Origin of the sequence: Pseudomonas sp. EL_65y_Pfl2_R95 (assembly GCF_963971045.1) — a bacterium.
Classification (GTDB): Bacteria; Pseudomonadota; Gammaproteobacteria; order Pseudomonadales; family Pseudomonadaceae; genus Aquipseudomonas.
In genome coordinates, this window is record NZ_CAXAOV010000005.1 from 213079 (window position 1) to 226256 (window position 13178).

General features: G+C 57.2%; 9 protein-coding genes. 8 read left to right on the forward strand and 1 reads right to left on the reverse strand.

The annotated features are described in order from the left end of the window. Entirely contained in the window at positions 1–3144 is a 3144-nt protein-coding gene (locus AACY09_RS16735) for an efflux RND transporter permease subunit (RefSeq protein WP_339489604.1), read from the forward strand. Then, positions 3141–4574, forward strand: a complete 1434-nt coding sequence (locus AACY09_RS16740; protein WP_339489606.1) for an efflux transporter outer membrane subunit — start codon at positions 3141–3143, stop codon at positions 4572–4574. Before AACY09_RS16735 ends, AACY09_RS16740 begins: the two co-directional genes overlap by 4 nt. Before the next feature lie 121 nt (positions 4575–4695). On the opposite strand, the gene AACY09_RS16745 is transcribed toward AACY09_RS16740, so the two are convergent. After that, positions 4696–5286: an NAD(P)H-dependent oxidoreductase gene (locus tag AACY09_RS16745; RefSeq protein WP_339489972.1), complete on the reverse strand. Its 591-nt coding sequence runs from the start codon at positions 5284–5286 to the stop codon at positions 4696–4698. A 170-nt stretch (positions 5287–5456) separates the two neighbouring features. On the opposite strand from AACY09_RS16745, the gene AACY09_RS16750 reads away from it, so the two are divergent. From AACY09_RS16750 to dbpA, 6 genes are all read left to right on the forward strand, one after another. Further along, positions 5457–5771: a putative quinol monooxygenase gene (locus AACY09_RS16750; protein ID WP_339489609.1), complete on the forward strand. Its 315-nt coding sequence runs from the start codon at positions 5457–5459 to the stop codon at positions 5769–5771. 87 nt (positions 5772–5858) lie between these two features. Then, positions 5859–6449 (forward strand): transcriptional regulator BetI, encoded by a 591-nt coding sequence (gene betI / locus AACY09_RS16755; RefSeq protein WP_339489612.1) that lies wholly within the window; start codon positions 5859–5861, stop codon positions 6447–6449. A gap of 245 nt (positions 6450–6694) precedes the next feature. Beyond that, entirely contained in the window at positions 6695–8167 is a 1473-nt protein-coding gene (betB, locus tag AACY09_RS16760; protein WP_339489613.1) for a betaine-aldehyde dehydrogenase, read from the forward strand. Between the two features lie 152 nt (positions 8168–8319). After that, positions 8320–10011 (forward strand): choline dehydrogenase, encoded by a 1692-nt coding sequence (gene betA / locus AACY09_RS16765; protein ID WP_339489616.1) that lies wholly within the window; start codon positions 8320–8322, stop codon positions 10009–10011. 102 nt (positions 10012–10113) lie between these two features. Further along, positions 10114–11535, forward strand: a complete 1422-nt coding sequence (gene mdtD / locus AACY09_RS16770) for a multidrug transporter subunit MdtD (protein ID WP_339489617.1) — start codon at positions 10114–10116, stop codon at positions 11533–11535. Between the two features lie 146 nt (positions 11536–11681). Continuing rightward, positions 11682–13061 (forward strand): ATP-dependent RNA helicase DbpA, encoded by a 1380-nt coding sequence (gene dbpA, locus AACY09_RS16775; RefSeq protein ID WP_445323863.1) that lies wholly within the window; start codon positions 11682–11684, stop codon positions 13059–13061. The last annotated feature ends 117 nt before the right edge of the window (positions 13062–13178 follow it).

The window sequence follows — 13178 nt, forward strand, 5'->3', positions numbered from 1 at the left end:
ATGTCTCGTTTTTTCATCGACCGGCCGATCTTTGCCTGGGTCATTGCGCTGATGATCATGCTGGTCGGCGGCCTGGCCATCGTCAATTTGCCGATCAACCAATACCCCAGCATCGCGGCACCCGCCATCGGCATCAGGGTGACCTACCCCGGCGCCTCTGCGCAAACCGTCCAGGACACCGTGGCTCAGGTGATCGAGCAGCAGCTTAACGGGCTCGACAACCTGCGCTATATCGCTTCGGAAAGTAACTCCGATGGCACCATGACCATCACGGTGACATTCGATCAGGGCACCGATGCCGATACCGCCCAGGTACAGGTGCAAAACAAGCTGCAACTGGCGACTCCGCTGCTGCCGCAAGAGGTGCAGCAACAAGGGATTCGCGTGACCAAAGCGGTGCGCAACAACCTGATGATTGTCGGCGTAGTATCGACCGATGGCAGCATGGACCGCGACGATCTTGCCGACTACGTCGTCTCCAATATTCAAGATCCGCTGCTGCGGGCCAAGGGCGTGGGTGACTTCCAGATTTTTGGCGCGCAGTACGCCATGCGTATCTGGCTTAATCCGGAAAAGCTTAACAACTATCAACTGACGCCGATCGATGTCAAAACCGCTATTCAGGCGCAGAACGTACAAATTTCCTCAGGCCAGTTCGGTGAACTGCCCGCGCAGGATGGCCAACAGCTAAATGCGACCATTGTTGGCAAGACCCGCCTGCAAACCCCGGAACAATTCGAAAAAATCCTGATCAAGGTCAACGCAGACGGCTCACAGGTTCGTCTCGGTGATATCGCCAAAGTCGAGTTGGGCGGAGAAAACTACAGCACCTCAGCGGAATATAACGGCAAGCAAGCCGCTGGCATGGCGATCAAACTGGCGACTGGCGCCAACGCGCTTGAAACCTCGGCCGCTATTCGCAGCACCCTTGAAGACCTCAAACCGTACTTTCCAAAGGGCCTTGAAGTTGTTTACCCGAACGACACCACCCCCGTTATCGCGGGCTCGATTAAAGAGGTGATTTTCACCCTGCTGGAAGCCGTGGTGTTGGTGTTCTGTGTGATGTACCTGTTCTTGCAGAACTTCCGCGCCACCTTGATTCCAACGCTGGCCGTACCGGTGGTGTTGCTTGGCACCTTCGCAGTGCTCGATGCATTCGGCTTCAGCATTAATACCCTGACCATGTTCGGCATGGTGCTGGCCATTGGTTTGCTGGTGGATGACGCCATTGTGGTGGTGGAAAACGTGGAGCGGGTGATGGCCGAGGACAAACTCTCGCCGCTCGAAGCCACGCGTAAATCCATGGGCCAGATTCAGGGCGCCTTGGTCGGTATTGCGCTGGTACTGTCTGCTGTATTCCTGCCAATGGCGTTCTTCGGCGGCTCCACCGGGGTTATCTATCGTCAGTTCTCGATCACCATCGTTGCCGCCATGAGCCTCTCGGTGCTGGTTGCACTGATCTTCACCCCCGCACTGTGCGCCACCCTGCTCAAACCCATCAAAGACGGCGAAGTCCACAGCAAGCGCGGCTTCTTCGGCTGGTTTAACCGAACATTCGAGCGTGGCGTAAGCGGTTATGAGCGCAGTGTTACAAGCATCCTTAAACGCAAACTGCCTTACCTGATTCTCTATGCATTAATTTTGTGCATCATCGCCTGGATGTTTTCGCGCATACCCACCGCTTTCTTGCCAGAGGAAGACCAAGGCTCGTTCTACGCCCAGGTACAAACCCCTTCGGGTTCCAGCATGACGCGGACCAAAGCGGTCATGGATGAGGTGCGTGACTACCTGCTTAACGACGAGAGCGATATTGTCGAGTCGGTATTCAGTATCAGCGGCTTCAACTTTGCGGGTCGCGGACAAAGCTCTGGCATGGCATTTGTGACCCTCAAACCCTGGGAAGACCGTCCTGGCGACGAGAACAGCGTCTTCAGTCTGGTGAAACGTGGCCAAGAACGTTTTCACTCGATCAATGACGCCATGGTCTTTGCCTTTGCCCCTCCATCTATTCGAGAGCTGGGCAACTCCAGCGGGTTTGACATGTACTTGCAAGACCGTGCGGGAGTGGGCCATGAAGCTCTCACTGAAGCCCGAGATCAGTTGCTTAAGATGGCTCGCGATAACCCGGTACTTACAGGCGTGCGAGCCAACGGGCTGAAAGATGAAGCGCAATACCAACTGGAAATCGACGATGAGCGAGCGCGGGCGCTAGGCCTGAGCCTCAGCGACATCAACAACACGCTGTCGATTGCCTGGGGCTCAAGCTACGTCAACGATTTCATCGATAAAGGCCGGGTGAAAAAGGTTTACTTGCAAGGCGAATCGGCAGCGCGCATGGTCCCCGAAGATTTGAACAAATGGTACGTGCGCAACAGCGAAGGGAAAATGGTGCCTTTCAGTGCCTTTGCGGGCGGTAAATGGGTCACCGGCTCGCCGAAGCTGCAGCGCTACAACGGTGTTTCGGCCCTGGAGGTGCTCGGTGCTCCCGCCGAGGGCTACAGCACCGGTGATGCCATGCAGGCTATGGAGGAAATGGCCAGCAAACTGCCTTTAGGTGTGGGCTATTCCTGGACGGGAATTTCCTATGAAGAGCGCTTGTCTGGCTCACAGGCACCTGCGTTGTATGCCTTGTCGATGGTCTTCGTGTTCCTGTGTCTGGCGGCCCTCTATGAGAGCTGGACCATTCCGCTGGCAGTCCTGCTGGTGGTGCCGTTGGGTATTGTCGGCGCACTGCTGGCCACCAGTATGCGCGGCCTGTCGAATGATGTGTTTTTTCAGGTTGGCCTGCTTACGACCATTGGTTTGGCCGCAAAAAACGCCATCTTGATCATCGAATTCGCCAAGGAACTCTACGACGGCGGCAAAAGCCTCACCGAGGCTGCACTGGAAGCCTGTCGCATGCGTTTGCGGCCGATCATCATGACCTCGCTGGCATTTATTCTCGGCGTAGTGCCGCTCACCCTATCCAGCGGCGCGGGCGCAGGTAGCCAGCACGCCATCGGTACTGGGGTTATCGGCGGTATGCTAAGCGCAACCCTGTTGGCCATATTCTGGGTGCCGTTATTCTTTGTCTTGATCAGCTCGTGGTTTAAACCGAAAAAGGCTGCCAATACTGCCAAAGATATAGATGAGGTGCAGCCATGAAGACGTTTGCCCTGACCCTTATCAGTCTGGCGCTACTCGGCGGTTGCTCGATGAACCCCGAGTACAGCCAACCGGCGGTTCCTGTTGATGGCGCTTATCCGAGCACCAGCGCCTATCCGGCGCAGGCGGCGGGCGAGGCCTTGCCGTTGCAGGAATGGCGCAGCTTTTTCAAAGACCCGGCGCTGATCAAGCTGATCGAGCAATCACTCAACAACAACCGTGATCTGCGCGTGGCCGCGCTGAATGTCGAAGCCTATCAGGCGCAATACCGCATACAACGCGCTGAGTTATTCCCCGAGATCAATGCTAACGGCACTGGCACGCGTCAGCGCCTGCCGGAAGGGGTCAACCAGAGCGGTGAATCCAGTATCAACAGCCAATACAGCGCCACGCTAGGTGTGAGCGCGTGGGAGCTGGATTTCTTTGGCCGCATACGCAGCCTTAATCAGGCAGCGCTGGAACAGTATTTCGCCACGATTGAAGCACAACAAAGTGTGCGCATCAGCCTGATTGCCAGCGTCGCCAATGCGTGGTTTACCTTGCAGGCCGACCGGCAACTGCTGAAGCTGACCGAGCAAACCGGCAAGACCTACCAAGACAGCTACGACCTGACTCAGCGCAGCCTGGATGCCGGTGCCGTTTCAGCCATTGTTCTAAGCCAAGCGAAAACGGCGCTGGATGGCGCCAATGTGGTACTGGCGCAATACCGTCGTCAGGTTGCCCAGGACCAAAACGCGCTGGTACTTTTACTCGGCAGTGCATTGCCGCAAGACCTGCCCGCCAGCCCGAAACTGAGCGCCAACCTGCTAACGGAAATGCCCGCTGGCTTACCCTCGCAACTACTGCAGCGGCGCCCGGACATTCTCCAATCTGAACATATGCTCAAAGCGGCCAACGCCAATATCGGTGCTGCGCGCGCGGCCTTTTTCCCGAGCATCAGCCTCACCGCCAATGCCGGCACCATGAGCTCGTCCTTGTCAGATTTGTTTAGCGGCGGCACCGGCACCTGGCTGTTTCAACCGGAGATCAATATTCCGGTATTCAATGCCGGGCGCCTTCGCGCCTCGTTGGATGTGGCTGAGATCCAGAAGAACAGCCAGATCGCGCAATACGAAAAAGCCATTCAACTGGCCTTTCAAGAAGTATCCGATGGTTTGACTGCGCGGCTGACCTACAAAGAACAGCTCGACGCGCAGCAGCAGTTACTCAACAGCACCCAGCAGTATTTCGACCTGGCGCAACAACGTTATCGCGGCGGGGTCGACAGCTACCTGCTGTTTCTCGATGCTCAGCGCCTGCTGTTTCAGGTGCGTCAGGACTTGATCAGCGATCGTCTCGCCCAACTCAGCAGCGAAGTAAATCTATATAAAGCCCTGGGTGGCGGCTGGCAGCCCGGCAGCGAAATGGTCGATGAGCGGGAGGGGAAATGACCCTCTGCTCATCCACCATTTACCAATACGAATGCCGGGGCTTCCCGGCCAACGCTGCGCTTGCCGCTGAGCGAAACGCCCGTCAACGTGCTTGGCCCGACACCGCCTTAGCCTGTCTCCGTTAAACGGTGAGCCCGAACACCTTAGCCAGGTGGGCAGCATAGCGCGCAGTGTCTTGCTCGACGGCCGGCGCTTTCATCACATCGTTGCAAATAAAGGTCGGCAAACCATTCAAGCCCAAAAACTCGTTGGCTTTGTGAAAGGGAAAGTACACAGCATCAACACCCTTGCCGGAGAAAAAGTCAATCGGGTCATCAAAGGCTTGGGTGGGTGCATTCCAGGTCAACGACAGCATGTATTGCTTGCCTTGCAGCAAGCCGCCGCTGCCATATTTCTGCGAGCTATCGGAACGGGTGCGTCCATCATTGGCGTACAGGCTGCCGTGACCTTGAGTAAACACCTCGTCGATGTACTTCTTGACAATCCATGGCGCACCCATCCACCAGCCCGGCATTTGATAGATGATCACATCCGCCCAAAGAAATTTCTCAACCTCGGTTTGAATATCGTAGCCGTCATCAATCCGTGTGGTTTGCAGCTCGAAGCCAGCGTGATCAAGCACCTGCAGGGCAGTCTCATGCATGGTCGTGTTGTAGCGACCCGCAGAATGGGCGAACTCTTTACCGCCGTCGAGCAGCAGCACTTTTTTCATTGCGGTTGACATAAGAAGACACTCCCTAAGTTTTAGTTGTGCCCAGTCTAGAGGTCACGCGCACAGCTAAAAATGGGGTGGTGGGCAAATTACATTTGCGTAAAAGTCATGAATAAAACCTTATTTACTGCTTTAAAGTTTGATTACCAATCATTCTTTGAGTGCACTTTATGAGCAAGCCATACGCTTTTATCCTCGACGCCTACACGCGCCCGGAACAGTCCGAGGCATTCGCCGAACTCTTTGCCGGCTACATTGCAGGCAGCCGAGCCGAGCACGGTTGCGTTGAGTACCACATGCTCCGCGATCCACTTGAGCCAACGCGCTTTAGCTTTTACGAAGTCTGGCAAGACCGGGCGGCATTCGACCGCCATGTGGCGTTGCCGCACATGCGCGAATTTCATGAGCAGCGCATGAATTACCTGCGCTGTGAACTGCAGGTACGCATGATTGAGCCTGTCGCCCCGCTCCCATCAAACCCTTAGCCTGATCAACAGCGCTGGTATTGATTGATCGATCAACAAAAAAAGCCATAGACTGACTGCCCTTTCATACGCCTGTTGGAGTATCCGATGCCCAAGGTCGGAATGCAGCCGATCCGTCGTTCACAGCTAATTGCCGCGACGCTCGAAGCCGTCGACAAGGTTGGCATGAGTGACGCCAGCATTGCGTATATCGCCAAGCTTGCAGGCGTTTCCAATGGCATCATCAGCCATTACTTCAAAGATAAAAACGGCTTGCTCGAAGCCACCATGCGTCATTTGATGCTGGCTTTGAGCGATGCGGTTCGCGCCCGGCGCAGTGCGCTCAAGGACAACAGTCCGCGGGGCAACCTGCGAGCGATCATCGAGGGGAACTTTGACCACAGCCAAGTCAACGGCCCGGCGATGAAAACCTGGCTGGCGTTCTGGGCCAGCAGCATGCACCAACCTTCGCTACAGCGCTTGCAGCGGGTAAACGACCACCGACTGTACTCCAATCTGTGCGGGCAATTTCGCCGAGTGATGCCTCAAGAACAGGCTCGCACTGCCGCGCGCGGCTTGGCCTCGTTGATCGATGGATTGTGGCTGCGTGGGGCGTTATCCGGTGAAGGGTTTGATACCCAGCAAGCCCTGAACATCGCCTTCGAGTACCTCGACATGCAACTCGGCGACGCCCTGTAGCCGGCGTACTGCACACTTGCGAAACACCCTGCAGACCACGTAGACCCTGTCGTGAACAGAGCGGTTTCGGTCGCCCCTAGGCTTTTTATTGATTGATCGTTCAATAAAAATAACGTAGCCTAGTGACATCATTTCCGGCCGTAGCTTTGCAGTTGTACACCCGCTGTCAAACCGCCGACATCTTTAGCAAAGGCGTATTACGCCATTTGCCTGCCTTGCACAGAACACCGAAAAGAGGATTTCCCATGGCTCGATTCGAAGACCAGAAACTCTACATTGGCGGTCGTTACCTCGACTCCAGCAGCACATCAACCTTCGAAAGCATCAACCCCGCCACAGGTGAAGTGCTGGCCAAGGTTCAGCAGGCCAATCAGCAAGATGTTGATAACGCCGTTGCCAGCGCCAGCGAGGGGCAAAAAGTCTGGGCCGCCATGACCGCCATGCAGCGCTCAAGAATTTTGCGCCGCGCTGTGGATATTCTGCGCGAACGAAATGATGAACTGGCTGAACTGGAAACCCTCGACACCGGCAAACCACTGTCCGAAACCCGCTTTGTTGATATCGTCACCGGGGCCGATGTACTCGAATATTACGCCGGTTTGATCCCTGCTATCGAAGGCGAGCAAATTCCACTGCGCGACACGTCATTCGTATACACCCGACGTGAGCCGCTGGGTGTAGTTGCCGGTATTGGCGCATGGAACTACCCGATTCAGATCGCCCTGTGGAAATCCGCACCGGCCCTGGCGGCCGGTAACGCGATGATTTTCAAGCCCAGCGAAGTCACCTCCCTCAGCGCGGTAAAACTGGCTGAAATCTATACCGAAGCAGGGGTTCCAGCCGGTGTATTCAACGTACTGACCGGCAGCGGCAGCACCGTTGGCCAGATGCTTACAGAGCATCCCGGTATCGCCAAAGTTTCATTTACTGGCGGCACCACCACCGGCAAGAAAGTCATGGCCAGCGCATCCAGCTCCTCGCTGAAAGATGTGACCATGGAGTTAGGCGGCAAGTCGCCACTTATCATTTTTGAAGATGCAGACCTCGACCGCGCCGCCGACATTGCGATGATGGCCAACTTCTACAGTTCAGGGCAGGTCTGTACCAACGGCACTCGGGTGTTTATCCCGCGCATGCTGCAATCGCGCTTTGAGAGCAAGATCGCTGAACGGGTCAAGCGCATTCGCTTAGGCGACCCGCAAGACGAGAACATCAACTTTGGCCCGTTGGTGAGCGCGGCCCACATGGACAATGTGCTGCGTTATATCGAAACCGGTAAAGCGCAGGGCGCCCGCTTGCTCTGCGGAGGCTCACAGGTGACTGACGGCGAATATGCCAAAGGCTGCTACGTGGCCCCGACCGTTTTCACCGACTGCACCGACGACATGACCATCGCCCGCGAAGAGATCTTCGGCCCGGTCATGAGCATTCTGGTGTACGACAGCGAAGATGAAGTGGTGCGCCGCGCCAATGACACCGATTACGGTTTGGCCGCTGGCGTGGTCACCCGTGATCTCAACCGCGCCCACCGGGTTATCCATAAGCTCGAAGCCGGCATTTGCTGGATCAACACCTGGGGCGAGTCTGCCGCCGAAATGCCCGTTGGCGGCTACAAGCAATCAGGGGTCGGCCGTGAAAACGGCTTGAGCACCTTGATGCACTACACCCGGATCAAGTCGGTTCAAGTCGAGTTGGGCGATTACGCCTCGGTTTTCTAGCCGCAAGCGCTGGGCTTGGCAGCATTGATCAACACAGCCAAGCCCTGCAACTGCCGTTAGTACGAGCTTGAAAGCACCCATAAAAAAGCGCTGCCGTTACGAGCGCCGTGCTTTCAGAGCCTGATTGTCACCGCCGAATGCAGGTACAGAGCATGAATCAAGAATTTGACTACATCATCATTGGCGCCGGGTCTGCCGGTAATGTCCTGGCTACGCGCCTGACCGAAGACAGCGACGTCAGCGTGCTACTGCTAGAAGCCGGCGGCCCGGACTATCGCCTCGATTTTCGTACGCAAATGCCTGCAGCGCTGGCGTTCCCGCTGCAAGGTCGCCGCTATAACTGGGCCTATGAAACCGATCCTGAACCGCACATGAATAACCGCCGTATGGAATGTGGGCGTGGCAAAGGCCTGGGTGGCTCATCCCTGATCAACGGCATGTGCTACATCCGTGGCAACGCCATGGATTATGACGGCTGGGCAAAAAATCCTGGGCTCGAAGACTGGAGCTATCTCGACTGCCTGCCGTATTTTCGCAAAGCCGAAAGCCGCGACATTGGGGCCAATGCCTATCATGGCGGTGACGGCCCAGTGAGCGTTTGCACCCCGAAAACCGGTAATAACCCCTTGTTTCACGCGATGATCGAAGCAGGTGTACAGGCCGGCTATCCGCGTACCGATGACCTCAATGGCTTCCAGCAGGAAGGCTTCGGTCCCATGGACCGCACGGTGACGCCCAAAGGCCGCCGCGCCAGCACTGCCCGCGGCTACCTGGATCAAGCCCGTGAGCGCAGCAACCTGACTATTGTCACTCACGCCCTGACTGACCGCATTCTGTTCAGCGACAAGCGTGCAACTGGCGTTGCCTATTTGCAGGGCGACAGCAGCACCCCAGTCAATGTCAGCGCACGTCGGGAGGTGCTGTTGTGCAGCGGCGCGATTGCCTCCCCGCAAATTCTACAGCGCTCGGGTGTAGGCCCTGCAGCGCTGCTTAACGAGCTGGATATTTCGGTCGTTCACGATCTTCCCGGCGTCGGCGAAAACCTGCAGGACCATCTGGAGATGTACCTGCAATACAGCTGCAAACAGCCGGTGTCGCTCTACCCTGCCCTGCAGTGGTGGAACCAGCCGATGATTGGGGCCAATTGGATGTTCAGGGGCAAGGGCGTCGGCGCCAGCAACCAGTTTGAAGCAGGTGGTTTTATTCGCTCGCGTGACGAGTTCGAGTGGCCCAATATTCAATACCACTTCTTGCCGGTTGCGATTAACTACAACGGCAGCAATGCAGTCAGCGAGCATGGTTTCCAGGCACACGTCGGCTCCATGCGCTCACCCAGCCGTGGCCGCGTTCGCGCTAAATCGAAAGACCCGCGCCAGCACCCCAGCATTCTGTTCAACTACATGGCCCACGAGCAGGACTGGCAGGAGTTTCGCGACGGCATCCGCATTACCCGCGAGATCATGGCGCAAGTCGCGCTTGACCCCTACCGTGGACGCGAAATCAGTCCCGGGATTGATGTCACCAGCGACGCGCAGCTCGACAGCTTTATCCGCGAGCACGCCGAAACCGCATTTCATCCATCCTGCTCATGCAAAATGGGTGAAGACGAGATGGCGGTGGTCGATGGCCAGGGCCGCGTCCATGGCGTGCAAGGTCTGCGCGTAGTCGATGCTTCAATCATGCCGCTGATCACCACCGGCAATCTGAATGCGCCAACCATCATGCTGGCCGAGAAAATCGCCGACAACATCCGCGGGCGAACGCCATTGCCACGCAGCACCGCACCTTACTACGTTGCCAACGGCGCGGCGGTACGCGGGCCGGCCATGCGCACGCTTGCGTAGGACAGACACGGCTTATCTGTGCTCCCACCGGAGCACCGCCGACAACAGCACAAAACGCAATATTGAATTACAGTTATAGCCTCTGCTGTACTGAGGTTCACCATGCTGCCGCTTGACGCCCGCACCGCCCGCTTGTTGCCCTGGATTGTCGCCATTGCGTTTTTTATGCAAACGCTGGATGGCACCATTCTCAACACCGCCTTGCCGAGCATGGCCCATGACTTAGCCGAAGATCCACTGCGCATGCAGTCGGTGGTGATCGCCTATATGCTCACCGTGGCGCTATTAATTCCCGCCTCGGGATGGATCGCCGACCGTTTTGGCACCAAGCGGATTTTCTTTGGCGCCATCCTCCTGTTCAGCCTCGGTTCACTGCTCTGCGCGCTGTCACAATCACTCAATATGCTGATCGGCGCCCGCGTAATTCAAGGCTTGGGTGGCGCGTTGATGATGCCCGTCGGCCGGTTGGTGGTATTGCGTGCCTACCCGCGGAGCGACTTGGTCAGGATCATGAGTTTCATCACCCTGCCCGGCCTGCTCGGCCCGTTAATTGGCCCGACACTGGGCGGCTGGCTGGTTGAATACACCAGTTGGCATTGGATCTTTCTTATCAATCTACCTGTTGGCGCGCTCGGTTGCTGGGCCGCATTCAAATTAATGCCCGATCTGCGCGGGCCCGAGCGCACGCGTTTTGATGCCATTGGCTTTACCCTGTTCGGCACCTCAATGGTGTTAATCACCATCGCCTTGGAGGGGTTGGGCGAGCTTGGCATGGCACATGTAAGGGTAATGCTGCTGTTGCTCGGCGGCCTGGCCTGTCTGGCCGCATATTGGCTACGCGCAGCGCGCACCGAGAATGCGCTGTTCTCGCCCAAGCTCTTTAATACGCGCACCTTCGCCGTGGGTATTTTGGGCAATATGTTTGCCCGTTTAGGCAGTGGCTCACTGCCGTTCCTGACGCCGTTACTGTTGCAGTTGGCCATGGGTTATTCGCCGTCGCAAGCGGGCATGAGCATGATCCCGCTGGCGCTCGCGGCGATGATTATGAAACCGCTGGCCAAGCCCTTGATTGACCGCTTGGGTTACCGCCGCATTCTCACCGCCAACACCCTGCTTCTAGGTGCGCTGATCGCCAGCATGGCCTTGGTCGACGGCGAGAGCTCGCCGGTGCAACTGATTATTCAGCTGTCGCTTATTGGCGCGTTCAACTCTTTACAGTTCACCGCCATGAATACCGTGACCCTGATTGATCTGCGCGACGATGAGGCAAGCAGCGGCAACGGCCTGCTTTCAGTTGTGGTGCAGCTGTCGATGAGTATCGGGATTGCCGCAGCCGCAGCGCTGTTGAGCGGCTTCACCGCAGAGAATAAAGGCAACCCGGACCAGGTTATCTGGGCATTCAAAGCCACTTACTTGTGCATCGGATTGTTGTCGATGTTTGCCGCCGGAATATTTATGCAGCTGGCGCCTGCAGAGGGCCGCAGTCCAAGACGGGCAAACCCCGAAATAGACGCTAACGATTAGGCGCTGCACCCCCCCAGGTGGCCACGCCGGGCCACCGCATTTCTATCCGTCGTTTGACTATTTGGCGGCACTTCGGTCGGCCAACCACAGCGATTGGCGCCGCACCTGTTACACTGCGCGACATTTCGTTTTTGCAGGTCTGTACCGTGACTAACACCGCCTTTTCATCTCTCCCGCTTTCTGCCGCCATGCTGGCGAATCTCGAGTCGCTCGGCTATGCGCAGATGACCCCGATTCAAGCGCAGAGCCTGCCGGTGATTCTCAAAGGTATGGACCTTATTGCCCAGGCTAAAACCGGCAGTGGTAAAACCGCCGCCTTCGGTATTGGCTTGCTCAACCCGCTGAATCCGCGCTTCTTTGGCTGCCAGGCGCTGGTGATGTGCCCAACGCGCGAACTGGCCGACCAGGTTGCCAAGGAAATTCGCCGTCTGGCCCGTGGCGCCGACAACATCAAGGTCCTGACCTTGTGCGGCGGCGTACCGTTTGGCCCGCAAATCGGCTCGCTGGAACACGGCGCGCAGATTATCGTCGGCACTCCGGGGCGCATTCAGCAGCACTTGGCCAAGGGCACCCTGAAGCTCGATGGTCTCAATACGCTGATTCTCGATGAAGCCGACCGCATGCTCGACATGGGCTTCTATGACAGCATCGCTGAAATCATCAGCCACACGCCTGATCGCCGGCAGACGCTGTTGTTCTCGGCCACCTACCCGAGTGCGATCAAACAGCTGTCAGCCTCCTTTATGCGTGATCCTCAGCGCGTTAAAGCCGAAGCCATGCACGACGACACGCAAATCGAGCAGCGCTTCTATGAAATCTCCCCCGAGGAGCGCATGGACGCCGTGGTCAAAGTATTGGCCAGCGCCCGTCCGGAATCCGCCGTGGCCTTCTGCTTCACCAAACAGCAATGCCAGGAAGTGGTTGATCACTTGGCCGCCAACGGCATCTCCGCCGGTTCGCTCAATGGCGACCTTGAGCAACGTGATCGCGACCAGGTGCTGGCGATGTTTGCCAACCGCAGCCTTAGCGTATTGGTGGCGACCGATGTTGCCGCACGCGGCCTGGATATCGATGCCCTCGACATGGTGATCAATGTCGAACTGGCGCGAGACTCTGAAACCCATATTCACCGCGTAGGCCGTACCGGCCGTGCCGGCGCCAAAGGCGTCGCGATCAGCCTGGTGGCACCGCCGGAAGCGCATCGCGCGCAGGCCATTGAAAAACTCCAGCAAGGCGCGCTCAACTGGCACCCGCTGAGCAGCCTCAAGCCGCTCGCCGGAGAGCCGCTGCAACCGCCGATGATTACCCTGTGCATTGGCGCTGGACGCAAAGACAAGCTGCGCCCTGGTGACATTCTCGGCGCACTGACTGGCGATGCCGGTATTCCGGGCGCTCAGGTCGGTAAGATCGCTATTTTTGACTTCCAGGCCTATGTGGCAGTCGAGCGAAGCGTCGCCAAGCAAGCACTCAAGCGCCTCAGCGATGGCAAGATCAAAGGCCGTGCCCTGCGCGTTCGCGCGCTTTAGGCCCTAAGCAGGCATGGGATTATCAGTGTGCGTCCCATGCCTGAAGCCGCCTTTGGTTCATCTGGCCCGCCAGGACTGAAACAAAGCGGCCTCACCCCGCTCTATAGCTGTGATGGA